The sequence below is a fragment of the Leuconostoc citreum genome (assembly GCF_004354555.1).
Lineage (GTDB): Bacteria > Bacillota > Bacilli > Lactobacillales > Lactobacillaceae > Leuconostoc > Leuconostoc citreum.
Genome location: NZ_PUFH01000002.1, coordinates 43,403 through 64,107 on the forward strand (window position 1 = coordinate 43,403; position 20,705 = coordinate 64,107).

Annotated in this window: 21 protein-coding genes; 12 read left to right on the top strand and 9 right to left on the bottom strand. The window is 38.1% G+C overall.

The genetic code is table 11. The features are described from left to right. Nucleotides 1-56: 56 nt before the first annotated feature. Nucleotides 57-833, bottom strand: a complete 777-nt coding sequence (locus C5L21_RS00725; RefSeq protein WP_004905114.1) for a helix-turn-helix domain-containing protein — start codon at nt 831-833, stop codon at nt 57-59. Nucleotides 834-1,221: 388 nt separating this feature from the next. On the opposite strand from C5L21_RS00725, the gene tyrS reads away from it, so the two are divergent. Genes tyrS through C5L21_RS00740 form a run of 3 tightly spaced genes read left to right on the top strand, consistent with a single transcriptional unit; the run spans nt 1,222 to nt 4,381 of the window. After that, nucleotides 1,222-2,469 (top strand): tyrosine--tRNA ligase, encoded by a 1,248-nt coding sequence (gene tyrS / locus C5L21_RS00730; RefSeq protein WP_085699460.1) that lies wholly within the window; start codon nt 1,222-1,224, stop codon nt 2,467-2,469. Between the two features lie 54 nt (nt 2,470-2,523). Next, nucleotides 2,524-3,513 (top strand): D-2-hydroxyacid dehydrogenase, encoded by a 990-nt coding sequence (locus tag C5L21_RS00735; protein ID WP_040176507.1) that lies wholly within the window; start codon nt 2,524-2,526, stop codon nt 3,511-3,513. A gap of 4 nt (nt 3,514-3,517) precedes the next feature. Further along, complete coding sequence (locus C5L21_RS00740; protein WP_004902321.1) at nt 3,518-4,381, top strand: NAD(P)-dependent oxidoreductase; 864 nt, start codon at nt 3,518-3,520, stop codon at nt 4,379-4,381. A 230-nt stretch (nt 4,382-4,611) separates the two neighbouring features. Here C5L21_RS00740 and C5L21_RS00745 read toward each other — a convergent pair whose 3' ends face one another. Further along, nucleotides 4,612-6,072, bottom strand: coding sequence for a glutamate--cysteine ligase (locus C5L21_RS00745; RefSeq protein ID WP_085699458.1), 1,461 nt, complete (start codon nt 6,070-6,072; stop codon nt 4,612-4,614). Between the two features lie 340 nt (nt 6,073-6,412). Between C5L21_RS00745 and C5L21_RS00750 the strand changes: the two genes are divergently transcribed. The 4 genes from C5L21_RS00750 (at nt 6,413) to C5L21_RS00765 (ending at nt 11,170) form a co-directional block, all read left to right on the top strand. Then, nucleotides 6,413-7,567: a GHKL domain-containing protein gene (locus C5L21_RS00750; RefSeq protein WP_227005691.1), complete on the top strand. Its 1,155-nt coding sequence runs from the start codon at nt 6,413-6,415 to the stop codon at nt 7,565-7,567. Between the two features lie 5 nt (nt 7,568-7,572). Continuing rightward, nucleotides 7,573-8,289, top strand: a complete 717-nt coding sequence (locus C5L21_RS00755) for a LytR/AlgR family response regulator transcription factor (protein WP_004905108.1) — start codon at nt 7,573-7,575, stop codon at nt 8,287-8,289. 104 nt (nt 8,290-8,393) lie between these two features. After that, nucleotides 8,394-10,250, top strand: coding sequence for an FAD/NAD(P)-binding protein (locus C5L21_RS00760; protein WP_099044802.1), 1,857 nt, complete (start codon nt 8,394-8,396; stop codon nt 10,248-10,250). A gap of 98 nt (nt 10,251-10,348) precedes the next feature. Further along, on the top strand, nt 10,349-11,170 hold the full coding sequence (locus C5L21_RS00765; protein ID WP_085699452.1) for an HAD-IIB family hydrolase: 822 nt from the start codon (nt 10,349-10,351) through the stop codon (nt 11,168-11,170). Nucleotide 11,171: 1 nt separating this feature from the next. Here C5L21_RS00765 and C5L21_RS00770 read toward each other — a convergent pair whose 3' ends face one another. The 4 genes from C5L21_RS00770 to C5L21_RS00785 all read right to left on the bottom strand — a co-directional run bounded on the left by C5L21_RS00770 (nt 11,172) and on the right by C5L21_RS00785 (nt 14,184). Beyond that, nucleotides 11,172-12,074 (bottom strand): alpha/beta hydrolase, encoded by a 903-nt coding sequence (locus tag C5L21_RS00770; RefSeq protein ID WP_085699450.1) that lies wholly within the window; start codon nt 12,072-12,074, stop codon nt 11,172-11,174. A gap of 77 nt (nt 12,075-12,151) precedes the next feature. After that, nucleotides 12,152-12,691 carry a YagU family protein gene (locus C5L21_RS00775; RefSeq protein ID WP_085699448.1) on the bottom strand — a complete coding sequence of 180 codons (540 nt, stop codon included), beginning with the start codon at nt 12,689-12,691 and terminating at the stop codon, nt 12,152-12,154. 40 nt (nt 12,692-12,731) lie between these two features. Then, nucleotides 12,732-13,247: a DoxX family membrane protein gene (locus C5L21_RS00780; RefSeq protein WP_004902344.1), complete on the bottom strand. Its 516-nt coding sequence runs from the start codon at nt 13,245-13,247 to the stop codon at nt 12,732-12,734. A 379-nt stretch (nt 13,248-13,626) separates the two neighbouring features. Then, the gene (locus C5L21_RS00785; RefSeq protein ID WP_085699446.1) at nt 13,627-14,184 is read right to left on the bottom strand and encodes an ECF transporter S component; all 558 of its coding nucleotides are present in this window, start codon (nt 14,182-14,184) and stop codon (nt 13,627-13,629) included. A 281-nt stretch (nt 14,185-14,465) separates the two neighbouring features. On the opposite strand from C5L21_RS00785, the gene C5L21_RS00790 reads away from it, so the two are divergent. The 5 genes from C5L21_RS00790 to C5L21_RS00810 are packed head-to-tail and all read left to right on the top strand — an operon-like array spanning nt 14,466 to nt 18,291. Continuing rightward, nucleotides 14,466-14,855: a GntR family transcriptional regulator gene (locus C5L21_RS00790; protein WP_004902346.1), complete on the top strand. Its 390-nt coding sequence runs from the start codon at nt 14,466-14,468 to the stop codon at nt 14,853-14,855. After that, nucleotides 14,852-15,757, top strand: coding sequence for an ATP-binding cassette domain-containing protein (locus tag C5L21_RS00795; protein ID WP_004902349.1), 906 nt, complete (start codon nt 14,852-14,854; stop codon nt 15,755-15,757). The genes C5L21_RS00790 and C5L21_RS00795 overlap by 4 nt, the downstream gene beginning before the upstream one ends. After that, the gene (locus C5L21_RS00800; protein ID WP_004902352.1) at nt 15,754-16,590 is read left to right on the top strand and encodes a hypothetical protein; all 837 of its coding nucleotides are present in this window, start codon (nt 15,754-15,756) and stop codon (nt 16,588-16,590) included. Before C5L21_RS00795 ends, C5L21_RS00800 begins: the two co-directional genes overlap by 4 nt. A gap of 22 nt (nt 16,591-16,612) precedes the next feature. After that, a complete protein-coding gene (locus tag C5L21_RS00805) occupies nt 16,613-17,518 on the top strand; it encodes an ABC transporter ATP-binding protein (RefSeq protein WP_004902356.1) in 906 nt (301 codons plus the stop codon). Between the two features lie 5 nt (nt 17,519-17,523). After that, nucleotides 17,524-18,291, top strand: coding sequence for an ABC transporter permease (locus tag C5L21_RS00810; protein ID WP_085699444.1), 768 nt, complete (start codon nt 17,524-17,526; stop codon nt 18,289-18,291). A gap of 39 nt (nt 18,292-18,330) precedes the next feature. On the opposite strand, the gene C5L21_RS00815 is transcribed toward C5L21_RS00810, so the two are convergent. The 3 genes from C5L21_RS00815 to C5L21_RS00825 all read right to left on the bottom strand — a co-directional run bounded on the left by C5L21_RS00815 (nt 18,331) and on the right by C5L21_RS00825 (nt 20,628). Continuing rightward, nucleotides 18,331-19,191 carry an aldo/keto reductase gene (locus C5L21_RS00815; RefSeq protein WP_085699442.1) on the bottom strand — a complete coding sequence of 287 codons (861 nt, stop codon included), beginning with the start codon at nt 19,189-19,191 and terminating at the stop codon, nt 18,331-18,333. 112 nt (nt 19,192-19,303) lie between these two features. After that, the gene (locus C5L21_RS00820) at nt 19,304-20,191 is read right to left on the bottom strand and encodes a metal ABC transporter solute-binding protein (protein WP_040189675.1); all 888 of its coding nucleotides are present in this window, start codon (nt 20,189-20,191) and stop codon (nt 19,304-19,306) included. Next, nucleotides 20,188-20,628, bottom strand: a complete 441-nt coding sequence (locus C5L21_RS00825; RefSeq protein ID WP_004902369.1) for a MarR family winged helix-turn-helix transcriptional regulator — start codon at nt 20,626-20,628, stop codon at nt 20,188-20,190. Before C5L21_RS00825 ends, C5L21_RS00820 begins: the two co-directional genes overlap by 4 nt. Nucleotides 20,629-20,705: the final 77 nt, after the last annotated feature.

Sequence of the window (20,705 nt, forward strand, 5' to 3'; positions counted from 1 at the left end):
GCTATTCATTTTAGCAAAAAGATTCAACATGTTGACATTCACAAGTTGAATCTTTTTCAAGGACAGATGAGCTTAATAATAGGTGTTCTTGTCAGGTGTAAAAAAGTTTGGCGAAATTGATCGGGTGGTGTGGGAACTGGTTGTGTGAGCCAAGTTGAAATAATCGATAGGGTTGTCTTGACTGTGAGTTCGATGGCGAATTTACGAGAGACTGGTGCTGTTGTAATGTCATAGTTATCAAAAAAGGGTGCGGCCCATTTTTGATAACTATTTTTAAGAAAAGTGAGCCATTCACCATTAGCGTAGTGACCAGTATATAAGATTTTGAGCGTATGATTATGTTGATAGAGAACTGGTAATACAGCATCTGCAATCATCATAAGAGGATCATCATCACTGTAATTATCAAGTGCTGCAATGACTTGTGCATCGATTTGTTGGGCAATATATTGTAAAATTGCTGACGGTGAATTGAACAATGTAATGGCATGTTCATAGTCGATGCCGGATTCAGCAATAATTAAATCAATTGTACTGTATTGGCCGTTATGACGATGAAGTAAAGTTAGGAATGCCTCAACAATAAGTTGACGCTCGGCTGCATGCTCACGATTGGCTTGTTCACCGTCAAGAGCAGACAGTAATTGTGTTAACGGCACATCAAAAGTATTTGCAATAATGCTGAGTGCTGTTACCGGAGGGATACTAATACCCCGTTCCCAGTTAGAGACAGTTTGTCGGGAAACAAATATTTTTTCTGCAAAATCTACTTGTGTGAGGTTTTGCTTGGTGCGTATATTTTGTAAAGTATGTTGTATAGTATTAAATTTCATAAAACCCTTCCCAATCAGAACCTAATTATAACAAGAAATAATCGGTCTGTCATAAAACAGATAAACGTTTATCATTAAAAAGATCAGTTGTTATTATTGTGATAAAAATTTGAAAAATCACATATCTTAATATTTTCTGGTATAATGAAGACATCATCAGTTGATAAAGACACAGATTGACGCGTTAAAGAAAGTTAGTGGTTGATGAGAACTAACCCGTCGCTGTGCTCGAGTTACACAACATAAAAACGTATGACGTATGCCGCGATAAGGCGTTATAAGTGGTAGGTCCGATGACTTACAATTTAGGTGGTACCACGGTTAAAACCGTCCTATAGTATTTATAGGGCGGTTTTTGCTATCCACAAGAAGATATAGGGAGATGAAGATGAATTTTATAGAAGATCTTAAATGGCGTGGTGCGTTAAATCAAATCACAGATGAAGCAGGATTATTAGAAGCTATGGCTAGTGGCAAAGTTGGCGCTTACGTAGGTACTGATCCAACTGCCGATTCGCTGCATTTAGGACATTTGATTCCATTTATGGTATTAAAGCGCTTTCAAAATGCTGGTGGAAAAGCTGTTATTATTATTGGTGGCGCAACCGGGGCAATTGGTGATCCACGGCCAACAACTGAACGTCAGTTGTTATCGTCAGAACAACTTGCAGAAAACGAAAAGGGTATTACAGCGCAAGTAACCAAGCTATTTGGCGATAATGATACGCGAATTGTTAACAATAATGATTGGCTTGGTCAGTTGACATTAACGGATTTTTTGCGTGATTATGGCAAGTTATTTTCAATCAATGTGATGTTGAAAAAAGATGTCGTGGCTTCGCGCTTAGAAACGGGTATTTCATTTACTGAATTCACTTATCAAGTATTGCAAGGGATTGATTTCCATGAATTGTGGCGTCGTGAAGATGTGAAGTTGCAAATTGGTGGTTCTGATCAGTGGGGAAATATCACATCAGGTATCGACTTAATTCACTCTTTGGAAGGTAATGAAGCAAAGGCCTTTGGTTTAACAATCCCGTTGATGACTGATTCAACAGGGAAGAAGTTTGGTAAGTCAGAAGGCAATGCTATTTGGTTGGATCCTAAAAAAACGTCGCCTTATACTTTCTACCAATTCTGGCTTAATCAAGGGGATGCAGATGTTGTGAAATATCTTAAGTATTTCACTTTCTTGGGTAGTGAAGAAATTGATGATTTGGCTGAAGCAGTGGCCACAAATCCTGGCGAACGTTTAGCGCAACGCCGATTGGCACAAGAAGTGACTAAATTTGTGCATGGCGAAGCTGCAGTTAAAGAAGCTGAAGATCTTTCAACTGCATTATTCAGTGGTAATGTGGCAACCTTATCAGCAGCACAAATCGCTGATGCATTTGGTGGTGTGCCTAGTTTTGAGGCAGCAAACACTGTCAAAAATATTGTTGATTTCTTGGTTGATGGTGGTGTCGAAGCTTCAAAGCGTCAGGCACGTGAAGATGTGGCAAATGGCGCTATTAGTATTAATGGTGAAAAAGTAACAGATGTTGCAGCAGAGATTAATCCCTTGTCACATTATGATGGTCAATTTGTGTTAGTTCGACGTGGTAAGAAAAAATATTTCTTAGGTAAAATTAAGTAAACAAAAGCACGCTTTTTGCGTGCTTTTAATTTAAATTAAAAAGGAGCAAGACTGATGAAAATAATAATGTATAACACAGTAAAAGAAGAATTACCCTTTGTTGATGAATGGGTGGCTAAAACGGGACACGATGTTGTCAATGTGTACGAGCCACTAAACGTGGATAATGTTGCACAGGCGCAAAGTTTTGATGCAGTGACGACACAACAAACAACAGCCATACCAGCTCCTGTATACGAATCATTAGCAGGCTATGGGATTAAACAAATAGCTTTACGACAAGTTGGGTACGACGTATTTGATTTACCAGCCGCATTTGGGCAGCATATTCGCTTATCAAACGTTGCTGCTTATTCACCACGTGCAATTGCAGAATATACGTTGACACAATTACTTAATATTTTGCGGCACAATAAAAAATTTGATCGTGCCATGGCGACAGGGGACTACACGTGGGCAGCCGGCGGTCAAGCAAGAGAAATTTATCAGATGACAGTGGCAATCATCGGAGTCGGCCGTATTGGAACAGCATTAGCACAGATGCTACATGCCTTGGGTGCAAATGTGCTTGGGGTTGACCCTGTGTATCGTGCGCAAAACGAGGCATTTTTAGAATATACTTCATTAGATGATGCTTTGTCTCGCGCCAATGTTATTAGTTTTCACACACCATTGAATGATGAAACACGGGGATTAGCGAATCAAAACTTTTTTGATAAAATACAGCCAGGAACAATTATGCTGAACATGGCACGCGGCGAAATTGTTGACATGGCCGCATTAGAATCTAGTTTACTATCAGGACAATTATACGGTGCTGCATTTGATGTGGCACCTAACGAAAATGATTTTATGGATCAAAAACAAGCAGTTGCTGATTTGCCAGAAAATATTCAACGTCTAACGCAATTAGACAATTTTTATTTGTCACCACATATAGCTTTTTATACTAATACCGCTATTAAAAACATGGTAGAAATGGCACTAAATGACGCAGTGACATTGGCACGCGGTGGCTACACAGAAAATGAAATTTTGAGGTAAAAATATGAAAATAGGATTTGTTGGCACGGGCGTTATGGGGACGGGCGTAATTAATAATTTCTTAAAAGCTGGGCATGAAGTCACTGTGTATAATCGAACACGTGCCAAGGCGAATGACGTCCTGGCGCATGGCGCACACTGGGCAAATTCACCGGCAAATGTAACGCGTGCATCCGAGATAACATTTACGATGGTAGGTTATCCTAAAGATGTCGAAACAGTCTGGCTAGGGCCAGAAGGTGTATTTGCCGGTGCGAAAGAAAACGACATTTTAATTGATATGACAACCTCGACACCCCGATTGGCTGAGACTTTATTTAAAAGGGGTGAACAGCAAGGCGTACATGTACTCGATGCACCAGTGTCGGGTGGCGATGTTGGTGCGAAAAATGGCACATTATCTATTATGGTAGGCGGAGACAAAGCTATATTTGAACGGATAATGCCTGTTCTTAAAGCCATAGGAACCCAAATTATTCATGTTGGTTCAGCTGGTAAAGGACAACACATGAAAATGAGTAATAACATTGGTGTGGCTGCAACCGTTCTGGGAATGGCGGAGTCAATGGCTTATGCGCAAGCAGCCGGTTTAAATTTGTCAGATGCCTACCAAGTATGGGCTAATGGCGCCGCTGGTTCATGGTCTATTACCAATTATATGCCACGTGTGTTAAACGATGATTTTAAAGCCGGTTTCTATGTGAAACATTTATTGAAAGATTTACGCATTGCATTAGATGCGGCAGCCGAAATGCAAGTGCAACTACCAGAGACAGTACTTGCTGAGCAATTATTCACTAAATTAAATCAAGAACATGGGGATGAAGGTGTCCAAGCAATTGTCAAGTTATGGACATCGTTAACTTAACGTTTCACGTGAAACAATTAAAAAAAACACAGGAGTTCGCTGTCAATAAGTGCCACTCAAGTTATCATTAAAAAGCCTTGATTTTCTGTATCATCAAGGCTTTTTATATAGCTTATTTAAGTCAGTATAAGTAATGATAGTTGTTTTTACGTATGATTTGATAAGCAATAACAAAGGAAAACTATACGAAAAAGTGACAATTAGTTTATTGCTGGCGAAACATGAATCAATTAATCTTGATTAGTCATCAATTGGGTCAAATCTTGGCTTTGGGATAATAACCAAGTATGAGATTTATCACTAATTTTGAGTTGATTATTTTGATATATAGTTGTGTTAAAGCCGAGTTGATGCGCTTGAATATAACTTTGTCTTATTTGTTTAGGAATCCGCTCAAATATGTCATTCGAATTTTCGGATTGGCGTTGATTGCGCAAGGCAATACCTTGTTTTCGACCAAAAGCCATGAGTGATTCATCTTTTATCTCGCTAACTAATTGCCCACTGATTGTTAAATTTGGTTGCTTTAAAGCAGTATTGACGTTATTTAACGCGGATATAAAATCAAGTTTCAATTTTTCTGGTGCTGCTTCAGCAATGATTGTTAAGCGTGATAACAATTGATAAGCTTGTGATTTGAGCTCAGCTGACAACTCACTACCGGCTGGTTGTAAAGCAACCAAATGATTCTTATTTTTCGCAATACGTAATTTTTCTGGTTCCCAATTTTCAGGATTGATGATGGCATCGATAATGAGTAGATGGAGAAAACTTAATGCGTCTTGTGATATACCATCGACAGTAAAAGGATTAATATCAAACATACGAAATTCTAGGTAGTCCGCGCCGTTAATGCGCAAGTCATTGGGACTACCAGATGCACGAAGTCTTACTGGGCCATAAAATTCACTTTTGTCGTAGAGATCCCCATTGGTAATGTGGTTAGTTAGTTGTTTAATATGTGTGTTAAAGTCGGTATAGTTTACATCGATGTGAGGTTGATTGGTAAAGCCAAAATTACTTGCACGCCAAGACCTTACAGGTTGGCGCTTACGATAATTATTGGGCAAATTTGCTGATGAATTTTCATTCACTGGCGCAGCGCCAAACAAGTAGGTTAATAGCCAACGATAGCCAGCTATTTGTTGAGCAATTTGGAAAAACAATTTATTTTTTGCGGTGACATAATCGGTAAGTGCATGTTGGTTAGCGTAATTTTTGATGACACTATCTTCTGGTGAAAAATTGACATGAATTCCCGTCATAATGTGTTGAAAAGGACCATACCGCAGAAATAATACATCGCGATATTTTTGATACCATGGTCGTTCAAAGTGTGTTTTTAGAAAAATAATGTCGGCTTCTCTCAGATAAGGTGGCATTGATAGTGGCCAAATAAATTCATTCCCTTGTAGTGACTGCGTCAGCATGAACTGCAGTTCATGAAGATGTTGTAATGCTGCTGAAGAAGATGACTGTACTGCGGTAACCACTTCTTCCTGACTTTCTGAGAAGTCAGTTTGGAAGTAGGGATGTGTTTTTCGCTTACCAAGAGATGCGGGATGGGGATGCTGTGATAATGATAAGGTATCTGTTTGTACACGATGTTCTTCAATTTCGATGCCAAATTTACCAGAAAATAAATTACTATTTAAATTATTTGAGCTGATGTTTTCATCATTTGTAGTCATATAATCTCCTCTTTGCAAGCACTTTGCCTTCTAGTGTACCGCACTTTGCAGTCAAAGCGTTGTGAAATGATTAGTCTTGTCAATGTGATTTTTATATTATATATGTGATAAAATATGTTGAACGTTTGAAATTCATTTGTATTACATACTGAGACAAACCTATAGTTATTCACTCAATGGAGACGCAAGCATGTTTCATTCTTTTTTGAATCTACTCAACGCCCTAACATGGTCGGCTTTTGAAGCTTTTGCTATGATAAGTTGGTTTGATATATTGTCTGGCCAAAAAATCACAAAACATAAATTTTGCATGCTACTATTACTTATATATATCGTGAGTATGGTATCTAATGGTGTTGGCTCACCATTTGTTAGAGCAACATTAGCATCAACTATAAATATTGTTTTGTTGTACTATATTGGCTGTCGAGAACGCTTTTGGCATGATAGTCACTTAGTTATCTTACTTTGTGCAGTAGTTAGCACCTTAATGACTTATGGATTAATGAATCCAGTGACTCAGCTCACTACATTAGCGGGTTGGTCAGTTCAGTATCAGGTTATCAGTAATCTCTGTGTTAATATCGTGACAACATTTGTGGTTATTATGTTACGTTGTTTCAGATTCAAGTGGGTGCCAGGTGAGTTTTTACAAGCACACATGAAACAGCTGATGTGCCTTTTAGTCATTAGCATATTTTTACGTATATGGGGTAATTATCAGGCCTATCATTTTGCGCGCAACCACTATACTATGTCAATTTGGCGTGAATTAGTTTGGTTATTAATGATAGTGGCTATAGTATTGGTGCCCATGCTATATCGCTACTATGAACAACTACAGAATAAGGTAGAGCAACACTTTGAAGCATTATCTGCATCGCAATATTATGTTAATCAATTAGAAAAGCAATATGCTGAGTATCGTTTCTTTAAGCATGATTATAAGAATATATTAGCTAGTTTAGAGTATGCTATTCAGACGGAGAACATGCACGATATTAAGGAAACATATTATTCTGTTATTAGACGTAGTCAGCTACTGTTACCTAAAGAAACAATGTTGCAGCTTAGTCAATTATCAGATATTCAGTTGCGTGGCGTCATTCTGGTGAAGTATCAGTTGGCAGCAGAGCACTCAGTGAATATTACGTTATCAGTAGATAAATTATTTGATAATACCAGCATTGAAAAAGACATCGATTTTTATCGTGTGGTGGGAATTTTATTAGATAATGCGATAGAGGCAGTCAGTCTAACAACTGATAAAAAAGTGTCGATTATTTTTTCAAAGGACAATGAGATTATTATTGTTAATTCTTACCAAGAAAATATAGATATTCACCGTATAGAAGAGTTGGGTTATTCGTCCAAAAATACACACGAAGGTATTGGTCTTAGTTTCATCACACGGTATACGATGCAACAGCCATTAATTGAGCATTGTACAATAATAGAAAATAGACAATTTATCCAAAAGTTAATAGTGGGGTGATGATAATGCATTATTATCTATTAGAGGACAATATTGTTCAACAACTCCGTATCAAGCGTATTCTACCTCATTGTGAAGTATTTGGTCAGCCCAAGCAGTTTTTATCAGTGCTAATGTCTGATAAGCAGCCTAAAATTATACTACTTGACTTGGAAATCAATCATCATAATTATACCGGCTTGAGCATAGCACAATTTATCAGAAGTCGAGATGTTATTTCGCCAATTATTATTGTGACAACACATACCGAATTAATGGCCACCAGTTATCAATATCAAATTAGCGCTTTAGACTTCATTAATAAATTTCAAGCTGAATCTATTTTTAAGCAACGGTTAGTATCTGCAATTACTACTGCTGAAAAACAACTTGCTGAACACGTGATAGCAAAACCTGATTTTATAGCTATTCCCAACGGTAGAAAGTCGGAAAAAGTTGACATACACGAAGTAGTCTATATCGCATCAGATGTGTTGCGTAGTCATCGGTTAATTGTTTATAGTGAGAAAAGTCAACTTAGCGTGCGGGGGACGATGCAGCACATTGAACAACTACATAAGGATTTAATGCGAGTTCATGCTGCTTATATTGTTAATCGGCACAAAATAGCGTCGCTGAACACAAAAGAGCGGACTTTGACGTTAACTAATCAGGCCAGGGTACCGTTATCCAAAAAGTATTACAAAAAATTGCAAGCAGTGATGGCACAGGACAAGCATTAGCATGAGTGAACTTTTTGAAAAGCATAGTAAAAACCACTATAATGGTAACTAGTTTATAGATAAAAAAATGCGTCTATTGTTGTACGCTATGGAGAGAAAAATATATGCAAGTTGCAATTATAGGTGCCGGTCCTCGGGGACTAGCAGTAGCTGAGCGATTAATTAATTTAGCTAATGACGACACGCAAATTGATGTTCAAATTTATGATCCACACGCGATTGGGGGACGTGTGTGGGATCCGTTTTTATCACAAAATAGATCTTTTCTCATGAATACAGTTATCGATCAAATTACTTTGTTTAATGATGAATCCATTGAAAATGGGGGGAAACCTTTACCAGGGCCTAACATGTTCCAATGGTTAGAGTCAGAAGCGAAAGATTTTTTGTCCCATCACCAAGAATTCGATGCGAGTTATACTAATGAATTATCGCGTTTGACGCAAGTTGGTGATTTTGCAACACGTGGTATGATGGGTATATATGCTGCCTGGTTTTTTGAATGGTTAATGCGCCGAGTACGACATAATCAAACATTAAATTTTACTCAGCAAAGCGTGATGAATGTTCAGAAACTAGGCGAAAAGTTTCAATTAATGCTCAATGATGGGACACAATTATTAGCAGACCACGTTGTGATGGCATTGGGTCATTCAGATGATAACTTAACTGACGAAGAACAGGGCTTTAAGACATTTGCACAAAATAAGGGGTTACATTATTTATCACCTATGCATCCGGCGGAGGCAGATTTATCGGTATTTAATGAGAATGATAAAATTATTATACGTGGTCTTGGGCTGAGTTTCTTTGATTATATGACTGCTTTATCAGTGGGTAAGGGTGGACGTTTTATTCGCGACGAAAATGATAATCTGATTTATAAGCCTTCAGGACATGAACCATTGGTTGTGGCGGGGTCCCGCCGTGGTTTTCCGTTGCATGCTCGGGGTGTTAATGAAAAATCAGCCAGTGAATTATACGAACCAAAATTTTTCACTATAGCTGCCTTGGAGGCGTTGCGTGCGGCTGGCAATGGTCATATTCAATACCAAGATTTTGAAAACCTTGTCGTTAAGGAAATGACATATAAATATTTGTTGAATCGTATTAATCAACCAGATAGCTCACTAACTTATGATCAATCTGAGGCACTAAAACAGGCGTTGCTAACAAGTATTGATTTAAAAACGACGGCTGAAGAATACGGCTTAGATGACGTTTTTGAATTTGATATTGCTTTAATCCGTAATCCAGCGCGAGATTTACCAAATGATGCTGACTATACGACATGGATGCAGTCTTATTTATCAGCAGATATTCATGATGCACGTTTGGGTAATAAGAGCGCACCGTTTGCCGGTGCATTTGATATCCTTCGTGATATTCGTGATCGCGTACGTTATATAGTAGAACGCGATTATTTTACTGCTGAAGATTATGAAAAGTTTTTGGAACATTTCAAACCATTTGATGCATTAGTATCCGTGGGTCCTCCTTTGGAGCGAATTGAGCAATTACTCGCGCTGATGAAGGCGGGATTATTTAAGATAACAGCGGCCAACATACATGTTACGACTGACGCTACAGGATTTGAGGCCAGTGATTCTCGTGGGCAATTATTTCATGGCAACGCACTCGTTGAAGCGCGCCTTGGCGCAACAAATCTTTCATTATCTCGTAACCCATTAATCGCCAATCTGCGTGACAATGGTATGTTTGTACAACCTAGAAAAATACGTTCTGATGGCACTAGTTATCAATTAGGTGCAGCCAATATTAATAAGCAGACCTTTGAAGTTATCAATCGTGATGGGGAAACAATCAATCATTTATATCTTTATGGGATTACCTTGGAAGGGCTAAAATGGTTTGGTACAGTTATTCCAAGGCCAGGTGTTAATACACTTGTTTTACGTGAAGGTGCTTGGATCGCACAACGAATTTTAGCTTATGCTTAAGAAATTGTCTGATAAATCAGCTAGTCACATGGTACACTATGAGTAATTAAGCACGTAGATCCGCAATATTTTATAAGTTAAGGAAACTAGGATAAAGTATGACAAATATTCAGCTGATAGCAACTGATTTAGATGGGACGTTTTTAGCAGATGATAAAACATTTGATAAAGCACTATTTAAGGTTGTCCTAGAAAGATTAAAAGCAAAAAATATTGGTTTTGTGATAGCAACAGGTGTCCATCAGGAGCGTATTGAGATGTTGTTAGCTGATTTTTTACACGCTGGCTTATTTTATGTCACAAATAATGGCGCACGCGTTATTGCGCCTAATGGTGAGGTACTTTATAACCAAGCAATACCTTGGTCAGTATTGGCGCAAATTCAAACCTTAATCACAGCCTTTGAACCAAAGCCAGATCAAGGTTTGGTTTATTCGACTGATGACACAGCTTATATACCGCGAAGTTTTTCTCATTTAGCCACTGCTGATCGGTTAAAATATTTTAAAAAAGTGATTTTGTTTGACGATGTATCTGAAATCGTGACGCCAATTTTTAAAGTAACCATGAATTGGATAGATTTTGATGAAAGTAAATTGTATGCTGCGGCTAAACAAGCTTTAGGCCATCAAGTACACGTGACAGAGACAGGGACGGGTGCGATTGATATTGTGCCAGCAGGTGTCAATAAAGCAGTCGGATTAAAGGTTTTAGCAGATAATTTAGGGATTCAATTATCACAAGTCGCAGCTTTCGGTGATGGGGGCAATGACATCGAAATGCTGACACAGGTGGGGTACCCATACATTATGCCCAATACTAAACTTTCTGGTGATTTCTTACCAGTTGTGGCTGATAACAATCATGCTGGTGTGCTAAGAACCATTTTAACGATACTAGAAAAAAGCAGTGTGAGTTAACTCACACTGCTTTTATATGCTCATTGATAAACGCTAGCTTTTCATAATAAATAGCGGATGTATTATAGTCACTTGGACCATGATCAGCATTGGGTATGATAAGAGTTGTTGGTTTTTTTCCTACCAATCTGTGATAATCTTCTGCAAGTTTGAGACTTTGTAGATAAGGCACAACATGATCTTTAGTGCCGGCGATAAGTAACGTAGGTGGTGTGGATGGTGTGAAATAAGTTGCAGGATTGGCCTGCTTAACTAATGAGGGGACGCTATCAGGGCGATTGCCTTGTAACATAATGCCTTCGAAGGCTATCGCTGAACCTGTTTCCAGAAATTTTGGGATTATATGCAATTGATTAAATTGTGTTGCAAACTGGTCGACTTGATAAGGGCCGTACAGGCCAATAACACCGGCTACTTTTGGGAATTGATCTAGGAATCGATGGTTTGGTATGTGACCAAGTGTCACGTTTGCAGCAAAACTAGCAGCGGCTAACATAGCTAATTGTGCGCCACTAGATTCACCAATTAAAATGACGTGTTGCATATCAAGATTGTACATTGTTGCACTGCGCGTTAAAAAATCTAATGCCGCACGGATTTCTGCAATTTGATTTGGAAACTCACAATAAGGTGGTACATTTAAACGATAATCCATGCTAATCACAGCAAACTGATCAGTTAAAAATCGTAAACTTGGATTTAGTTTGAAAGATGATTTTTTACCACGCAGAAGGCCGCCACCATATAAGTCTAAAATGACTGGGAAAGGTTTGACACCACTAGGTAAGTAGATGTCTAAAGTGTGTCGAGAACCAGTAGCATAAGGTAAATCTTGTATGACCGTCTTGGCTGTATTGGGCACAGTTGCTGGCGTAAATTGATAAACTTGATCTTTAAATAACATCGGCAATCCTTTTAATTATTTCTATTTATTTCAGTATACAAAAAATGGCAATAAAAAAGACCTGTTAAGGTCTTTTTTTAAATAGTTGTTAAATGTCCATGCTTGTCTTTGGCGATAAGATAATAAACAGTTGCTGCAATCGCCCAAGCCCAAACGATGTGGCCGAAAAATTCTGAAAAATGTTCAGCAAAAGGCTGATGCCAAGGGGCCGGCACTGTACCAAAAGCTGGCATTAAAATAACATGCCAGACGACCCAAAGGACAACGCCATAAACGGCACCTTGCCAAAGGCCAATGAGTGGCCAGTATTGAGATACAAAAACGTAGAGTATCGCAAAAACAATGGCGAACGAAAAGTGTAATAACAATGTAAACCAAAAAACTTTTTGATCTTGAGAATAGTACACAAATGCGTGAACAAGTTTATCTGAAAAACCCAATTGTTCGGCCATATGTTGTGGTGGATTGGTCATATTACGTGCGATGGTGCGTGGTGGTAAAATAGCTTCCCAGCCTATTTTTACCATCCCAGATATCATACCGGCTATAAAACCATAAAAAATGCTTTTGCTTGTGATTTCAAGCAAGTTAGCTTTGGGTTTTTGTAATGTGAACATGTGTGTTATTTCCCCTCTAATAACGGTATTTTTTTAAAGATTATTTGACACTAATATCATTGTTCAAGAACGGCATCTTTGAACGTAGGAATGGTGTAACCCATCTGTCTAAGCCAATTTTTCCTGAATTGAATCCGGAAATGAGCAATAGACCACCTAAAATAATGTAGGTTGGGTTGACTGAAACAACGCCTGCACCAAGATAAGAAAAGTTCATGACTAATGCGAAAAATGCTGCGGCAAGTGTTAACGTGCCAAAAATTAGGCCGAGTCCAACCAGTAGTTCACCCCAAGATACTAAGAAAGAAAAGGCAGCAGTAGAATGACCGTTGTTGGTGAAAGTAGTCAAGAACCAGTCATATAGCGGAAAAGCTTTTGCCCCACCGGGTGCAGTAACAGGATTTTTAATTGCCCCCATAATTAAACCAGATGCATCAAATGGTTTGGGACCAGTTAATTTTTCAAAACCGTCCTTTGCCCAAGCAAACCCCAGATAGAGCCGAATAATAGTCAATCCCCACATTGCAATTTTTGAATGACGTAACCACGCTAACATAACGATTTTCTCCTTATCATATAATTATTATCGTGCTTTCTATTACAATAAGTAAGTATAATGGTTTTATTGTGAAATGTCAAACAATTCCAAGTGTTTACTTGTAAAATAATAGTAAAAGAAAGTGCGTTAATTTTAAAAGGATTTTTTAACTTGAATTTAATCTTGAATCGTTAATATATAGTTATTGATAAGAACAAATAACACTTATTAATTGAACAGAACCCTGCAGATGATATAGGATTTTCATTTCATTCTCTCCCAAATCTTCTCTTCTCATTCTTGAATATATTTTCTTTCTCCCGTATTGTTAACAGATGCGGGGTTTTGTTTTTACAAAAAAGCCAGTAGACGCTACCATGATTGTCTGCTGGCTTTTTTAATGTGTTGGGGCTAATGAGTGTTGCAGTTTCTGGCCTAAAATAGGATAGACAATCATAACAACAAGCAAGGTTGTGACACAATTAACCAAAGTGGGAAAGAGCGTCGATAATGTTGCAACAAATGCCGGCTGAATAGTCATGCCTTTGACTAAACTCATAACAAAATTGTGTAGCGTTGTCATGACGAGTTTGGTGATAATTGCTGCAACAACAATGAGAACTAATTTACTAGTTTGTGGCTTTTTGTTGTAGTGGAGGCTATAAAATACGAGCATAGCACTACCCCCAACGATGAAAATTTCGATAAAATAATAAGGTGCGTCAAGAATATAGTTGTGTGTGACATCAAAAAGCGCTAAGCCCATGCCACCAGCTAATGCACCACGTTTATAGCCCAGAATCAGTACTGATAGGAGTGCAGCAGCATTACCCAGATGGACAAAGGGTTTGCCAATGAGTGCTGGCATTGGCACCTGAATGCTAGTTGCCACAAAAGTAATAGCTGCAAAAAAAGCGACAAAAACAATGGTTTGGGTAGTTTTTTCTTTTGTCATTGATGTATCCTCTGATTACGAATAGTATGATCTAAATGAAAACAATTGACCTAATTTTATCATACATTTGTGCTAAAAATTGATTTATATTTCGTATTTGATTTATCGCATCACGGACTTGACAAATATAACTGTACCGCGTAACATAGTACACATGATACAGATAGTACACTTAGTACACTTATTCATAGGGGAATTAATGAAGCGCATTTTAATCAGTTGGTGTATGTGACAGACGTTGGGGTTAAGCATACACGAAAAATGATAAAGGAAGTGCATAAATGGCACAAATTCAGCGAAATCAGCCATTATATGAGCAGTTGATGTGGCGAATCAAGTCTCAAGTTGCTGCAGGTGTTTTATCCGTGGGCGAAAAATTGCCCTCTGTCAGAGAAATGGCGCTAATCGAAGGGCTAAATCCCAATACAGTTGCTAAAGCCTATAAGGCATTAGAAAGTCAAAATGTGATTGAAACTGTTGCTGGTAAAGGTACTTTCGTACGTGAAAATGATGGTGTGATCGCGGATGATCGTTTTATTGCCAATGTTCAACAACAATTGGGGGAAGTTGTGATTGAGGCAAAGCGTGCGGGCATATCTTCTGATATTTTGCATCAGTGGATTGATGCTAGTTACGGAAAAGATGTTAAAGCGAGCAAGGAGGAGAGATGACACTCGTTATTGAAAATATTTCTAAGAAAATTCAAAATAAACAAGTGTTGAAGAATGTTAATTTTGAATTGCATAAGGGCGAGATTGTTGGTCTAGTAGGCCGCAATGGCGCAGGGAAGACGACATTGTTTGGGACACTGTCAGGTGAGTTATTACCTGACTTTGGTCGTGTTGGACTAGATGGCATAGACTATCTGAAAACAACAAAGCGACATGATCAATTGTTTTATATCGATATGCCTGATAATTGGTTACGTTACTATTCACCAAAACGAATTAAAGCTATTCTAAAAGTGGCCTATAAGGATTTCGATGAAGCTTGGTATGATGCAGAAATCAAACGATTTGGCTTGAATAATAGTAAACAGATTAAAACTTATTCTAAAGGTATGCGTGCACTATTTATGATTATTCTCAGCTTTGCTAGTCGTGCGCAATATATTTTACTGGATGAACCACTAGATGGTCTAGATGTCTTAATTCGAGATCAGGTTAAGCAATTAATTGTTAACCAAGTCATGGAGCAGCAAACAACAGTTTTGATTGCCTCACATAACTTGGTCGAATTAGATACATTAGTTGATCGCATTCTACTGCTCAAAAACCAGACAATCGATCGTACATTTGCTATTGATGAGAATAAAGATGTTAAAAAGTATCAACTAGCTTTTGTCGGCCAAGAGCTACCCGCATTTCTTCGCGAGACAGGGACAATCATTGCTCAAACAGGGCATGTTGTGACGATTGTCTTTAACGATTTTACGGAAGATATTGGAATTAAGTTGGCCAGCCAAGAATTTAAATTTGTTGAAGAATTACCTATTAGTAGTGAAGATATTTTCCGCGCTAGTTTTGCCGAAGAAGCGTATGCATGGCAACAAGAATTGGAGGGGGAAATATGAGACAAGCAATGATTTTGTACATGAAAATCAAAAAGAATCAACTGATTCTAGCATTAAGTTTAGGTGTACTACTAACAGTCATTCAAGTAGGGTCTTCGATATGGCAGTATGGATTACACGGTAATTTCAGCGCTGAAAAAGGATTTGGCCCTGTTTTAATAGGGGTTTGGCTATTTATAGCAGCCATTTCGTTACTCAATGATCAGTCACGTCGCTTAGATTTATGGTTGTTCACGCAAAATATTTCACGTGGTCAGTTGTTTATTGCACGAATATTTTGGTTAGTCATTGTCCCAATCGTCGCCGCTATCGTTGTGGATGGGGCAATTGTTGGTATTTTTCACCCCACTGATTTTGGTCAAGCGCTTAATCTTGATATTATGACTAGCGCGCACTTCTTTTTCATCGCCAGTGTGATGGCCGGCATTTATACTATTATTGGGCCCAATTGGATGAAAATTGCGGGGGCGATGTTTGTTGGGTTGGTTGCTATTCAACCATTAACTTTGATCTATAAATTATTAGAAGATAGTAAACAACCAATACAGTTTATGATTCTGATTCTGGCTGGTTTATTGTTATTTGCGGTTGGTTATTATTTATCTACCAAAATTAGTGGCGACTCAATCGATGAGGCAGTGCGTTTAAGAATTTTACGTTGGCCGGTTGTTATATTTGTGTTTGTAACATCTTATGCAGTAGTCTTAGCCAACAATAGTGAGACGTTGTCTGCTGTAAAATTGTTTGATTTGTTGTTAACACCAGCTATTTTAACAGGTGTTACATTTACGTTTGTATTTAAACCCACACTCAAAGTAACGTGGGATAAATAAGTAGTATTATTTAGGGGGAAACATGGCATTATTAGAAGTTAAAAATGTTAACAAGCAGTATGGTTCAAAAAAGGCAATGGAAAATGTCAGCTTTAATGTTGAAGCGGGACACATTGTTGGCTTGATTGGACCAAACGGTGCAGGAAAGTCGACTGCAATGCGTGCAATTACTGGATTGATGAGCTATTCATCAGGTAACATCACATTTGAAGGACAACCAGTAACCTTTAGTAACCATCAAGCGTTGGGTAAAATTGGTAATTTGATTGAATATCCGTCAATTTATCCGAATTTGACAGCCCTTGAGCATTTGAAGTTGTATGCAATGGATACCGATAATCCAGCTGATTTCAAAACTTTAATGAAACAAACCCAAATTGATGGTGAAAACTTTGGTAAGCGTAAGGCTAAGAATTTCTCATTAGGAATGAAGCAACGTTTGGGAATTGCCATTGCGCTAATTCGTAATCCTAAGTTGGTTATTTTAGATGAGCCAATGAATGGCTTAGATCCACAATCAGTTCATGATTTGCGACGTTTGATTCGCGAATTGGCCGATACAGGTGTCGCATTCTTGATTTCTAGTCACTTGTTGGATGAGTTACAGAAGCTAGTTGATGACGTTGTGATTATTAATCACGGTAAAATTATTGAAACAGCAACAATGGCTGCATTCTTTAGCCATGATAAAGTACGTTGGGCACTCGAAACGTCAGATAACCAAAAAACAATTAATTTGGCTATTGCTAATCAATGGGTAGCGAATATGGAGGATGGGCATGTCCTTGTTTCTGGGGCTGACAACTTGCAGCAAGTCATCACTGCTGTGAATCAAGCTGGTATCGACATTACAACAATGAATACAGTCACAGGAAATTTGGAAAAGTCGTTACTTGATATGTTGGCTAACGATGATAAGGGGGAGTAATTGACATGTTAACATTAATGAAACAGGAATATTATAAAGCAATAAAACAAAACAGACTGTATATTTGGATTGCATTGAGTTTTATTTTTCCGTTGGCAATATTGGCTATTTTTAAATCGCAGCGAACAGTAAATGCGATAACTAACTTTGGTCAGGGGACAATTTATGTATTTATGGCAGGTATTATTATTACCGCGCTAAGTGTTTCGCAAGAATTTGGTTTTGGTACAATTAGACCATTGTTATCACGACGTTTTAACCGCGGGATGGTTTTCACTAGTAAATTATTGCTGAATTTCAGTGTTTATATTAGTTTGTTTGTTGCTGCGTTTCTAGGTACGATGCTTGGCAAGATGATTTTCGCACCAAAGATTAACTTGGCTGATAAAATCAACTATGTCGGAACTGGTTGGCAAAATATGGGGCTAACAGCCTTAACAACTTTGTTGCAAATGATTTTCATTGCCGCATTAGTATTGTTGATTACTAACTTAGTTAAGAATTCTGGTGCTGCTATTGGTTTAGGGGTTGTCATGATTGTTGGAACACCTATTCTGAGCTCTATTTCATCACTATTAATTAATATGGCGCCTATCTTAAAGTGGAATCCGTTTAATATTTTCTTGGGTGTAGCCGTTTATCGACAAATGCCAGCCCACTTATTCAAGGAGATGGTTCATATGTCAGAGGGTGCTGTGTTTACAGCTTACGCTGTGTATATTATTCTGATGTACGGGATTGCATACTTTATCTTTAAAAAGCGTTCTGTTTAAATAAAAAAGCGTTGTTTCACGTGAAACAACGCTTTTTTATTAGAAGTCAGCTTTATCAGCATCTAGGTGCTCGCCGGCTGTATGTTCCAAAGCATCAAGTGTTTGGATATCTTCAATAGATAGTGCAAAGTCGAAGACGTCGCTGTTTGCTTGAATATATTCTTGGTGAGTCGATTTAGGTAGTGGTAGGAAACCACTGTCTAGAGACCAACGGATAAGAATCTGAGGAATAGACTTATTATACTTTTTGGCAATATCGTTTACTGGGGACAAATCAATTAATTTGCCAGTGCCCAAAGGCGAATACGCTTCGGTTAGTATATTGTGTGCTTTATTATAAGCAACTAACTCGTTTTGATGATCAGAAGGATTCAAGAAAATTTGATTAACCATTGGGGCAATCTTTTGCGTTTTAGCCAATGCTTCTAAATGATGAATTTGGAAGTTGGAAACACCAATTGCTTTGGCTTTACCATTTTCATAAGCTGCTTCTAAGGCAAGCCAAGTATCAGCATTTGCTGATTCCCAAGCATTTTCTTGTTCATTTCTAAGGGCTGCCGGATTAGGCCAATGAATCAGATATAAATCTACGTAATCTAATCCTAATTTGTCGAGAGATGTGTCAAGTGCTGCTGTAGCTTTGTCATAATTATGTGCATCATTCCAAAGCTTGGTTGTTACAAAGAGATCATCGCGTGAGATACCAGAATCTTTGATTGCACGACCAACAGAAGATTCGTTACCGTAAATAGCTGCCGTATCAATGTGGCGGTAGCCAGCCTCTAAAGCCCATTTTACAGCTTGGTAAGCAACATCACCGTCAGCCGATTGCCAAGTACCAAAACCAATAACTGGAATTTTGTGTCCATTTGATAAGGTGTAGGTGTCTGTGAGTGACATGAATATAGACCTCCATTTTTAATGATATTTTCTGAGAACAGTAAGACACTGGACCCACAGTCAGTATAACATGACTTGAAATGAAAGCGGTTAAATTTGATGGTTTGTGGTTTTATTTTGCCTGGGTAATTTTTTGAATTTCTTTCAATTCAGCGACTTTCCAGCTAACATAGTGCTCACCATTTGGAATTGTTTCTGTGACATTAACAATAGGGATATTATTTTCTTTGGCTAAGTTCAACATATTTGAAACGGTTGGGCTAGTAGTTTGCTTATTGTTAACAAAAAAGGCGATTTGATGATTAGTGATTGCGGATTTGAGAGAAGTAAGTGTTGCTGGTGAAGGGTCATTACCTTCTTCAATAGCCTCCGAAAAATCAGTATCCATGACCTTGTAACCGAGAGCTGTCAGCATATATTCAAATACAGGCTCACTTTGAGCAACTGATTGCCCTTTAGCCTCTTTTTTGAGTTCGGTAATCAATGTTGTCACTGGGGCTAAACTTGAAATATATTTTTTCGCATTAGCTTGATATTCAGACTTGTTTTTGGGGTCTCTTTTTGACAAATCATTGGCTAAATAGTTAGCCGTTTTAATCATCGTATCTGGGTTATTCCAAAGATGAGGATTAGCACCAGACTTCTCATGTAATACATCTTCTCCGACACGCACGAGTTGCGTTTGTCGTGATGACTTAGCTAATTTATTTAGCCAAGCATCATAGCCAAGACCATTGGCTATTGCAATATCGGTGCCGTTAACCTTTTTGGCAACTGCAGTGGTAGGCTCATAGTCCTCTGGTGATACATTTGCATCTTTAATGATGGCTGTAGCTTTCCCGTGATTGCCTACAATGGTTTGGGCTAATTCGGCATAAAAATCAGTTGATGCAACGATAGTAATTTGGTTGGTTTCTTTTTTTGTTGCTTGGCCCTTAAAGGCTGCAAAACCGACAATAGCAATAATAATAACAGCCATAATGGCAATAATTTTTTTCATGATTGGTTATCCTCTAGGTGATTGATTTGTGCTAAAAATGCCACAATTGTCTCACGTTGTGCTGGTGTAAAAGTTGCAATCGTGTGATCAATGCGATGGTGTAAGTTACGGTGTGACGCCTCGTGTTGCGCTGCTAATTGCATGCCTTCAGTACTTAACTGATAATTAACACTACGTTTGTCATTGACATCTTTAGTCGCGACAACGTAGCCATGTGCAATCAAATTCTTTATAGCTTTTGTAATTGCTGGTTTTGTTAAATGCATGCTCTCCGCTAGTGATGAATTGGTGGCGTGCTGTGTTTTAAGCAACATGAGCAGATGTGCTTGTGTTGCATTTATTTTTTGTGCCGCAGTTGTTTGAATAAATTCGGAACTGGCAGCATAGGTTTGCACGAACGTATTAAGTTCTTGAATAATATGGTCTGATTGGGACATGAGATACCTCGATAGTTTACTGGTTAATTAACAGGTAAACTATATCAATAAAAATAAGCCCTGTCAAGATACATTTT

Excerpts from the sequence above, each read along its gene's own strand:
- C5L21_RS00725 (WP_004905114.1), bottom strand. The coding sequence starts at position 833 with ATGAAATTTAATACTATACAACATACTTTACAAAATATACGCACCAAG.
- tyrS (WP_085699460.1), top strand. The coding sequence starts at position 1,222 with ATGAATTTTATAGAAGATCTTAAATGGCGTGGTGCGTTAAATCAAATC.
- C5L21_RS00735 (WP_040176507.1), top strand. The coding sequence starts at position 2,524 with ATGAAAATAATAATGTATAACACAGTAAAAGAAGAATTACCCTTTGTT.
- C5L21_RS00740 (WP_004902321.1), top strand. The coding sequence starts at position 3,518 with ATGAAAATAGGATTTGTTGGCACGGGCGTTATGGGGACGGGCGTAATT.
- C5L21_RS00745 (WP_085699458.1), bottom strand. The coding sequence starts at position 6,072 with ATGACTACAAATGATGAAAACATCAGCTCAAATAATTTAAATAGTAAT.
- C5L21_RS00750 (WP_227005691.1), top strand. The coding sequence starts at position 6,413 with ATGGTATCTAATGGTGTTGGCTCACCATTTGTTAGAGCAACATTAGCA.
- C5L21_RS00755 (WP_004905108.1), top strand. The coding sequence starts at position 7,573 with ATGCATTATTATCTATTAGAGGACAATATTGTTCAACAACTCCGTATC.
- C5L21_RS00760 (WP_099044802.1), top strand. The coding sequence starts at position 8,394 with ATGCAAGTTGCAATTATAGGTGCCGGTCCTCGGGGACTAGCAGTAGCT.
- C5L21_RS00765 (WP_085699452.1), top strand. The coding sequence starts at position 10,349 with ATGACAAATATTCAGCTGATAGCAACTGATTTAGATGGGACGTTTTTA.
- C5L21_RS00770 (WP_085699450.1), bottom strand. The coding sequence starts at position 12,074 with ATGTTATTTAAAGATCAAGTTTATCAATTTACGCCAGCAACTGTGCCC.
- C5L21_RS00775 (WP_085699448.1), bottom strand. The coding sequence starts at position 12,691 with ATGTTCACATTACAAAAACCCAAAGCTAACTTGCTTGAAATCACAAGC.
- C5L21_RS00780 (WP_004902344.1), bottom strand. The coding sequence starts at position 13,247 with ATGTTAGCGTGGTTACGTCATTCAAAAATTGCAATGTGGGGATTGACT.
- C5L21_RS00785 (WP_085699446.1), bottom strand. The coding sequence starts at position 14,184 with ATGACAAAAGAAAAAACTACCCAAACCATTGTTTTTGTCGCTTTTTTT.
- C5L21_RS00790 (WP_004902346.1), top strand. The coding sequence starts at position 14,466 with ATGGCACAAATTCAGCGAAATCAGCCATTATATGAGCAGTTGATGTGG.
- C5L21_RS00795 (WP_004902349.1), top strand. The coding sequence starts at position 14,852 with ATGACACTCGTTATTGAAAATATTTCTAAGAAAATTCAAAATAAACAA.
- C5L21_RS00800 (WP_004902352.1), top strand. The coding sequence starts at position 15,754 with ATGAGACAAGCAATGATTTTGTACATGAAAATCAAAAAGAATCAACTG.
- C5L21_RS00805 (WP_004902356.1), top strand. The coding sequence starts at position 16,613 with ATGGCATTATTAGAAGTTAAAAATGTTAACAAGCAGTATGGTTCAAAA.
- C5L21_RS00810 (WP_085699444.1), top strand. The coding sequence starts at position 17,524 with ATGTTAACATTAATGAAACAGGAATATTATAAAGCAATAAAACAAAAC.
- C5L21_RS00815 (WP_085699442.1), bottom strand. The coding sequence starts at position 19,191 with ATGTCACTCACAGACACCTACACCTTATCAAATGGACACAAAATTCCA.
- C5L21_RS00820 (WP_040189675.1), bottom strand. The coding sequence starts at position 20,191 with ATGAAAAAAATTATTGCCATTATGGCTGTTATTATTATTGCTATTGTC.
- C5L21_RS00825 (WP_004902369.1), bottom strand. The coding sequence starts at position 20,628 with ATGTCCCAATCAGACCATATTATTCAAGAACTTAATACGTTCGTGCAA.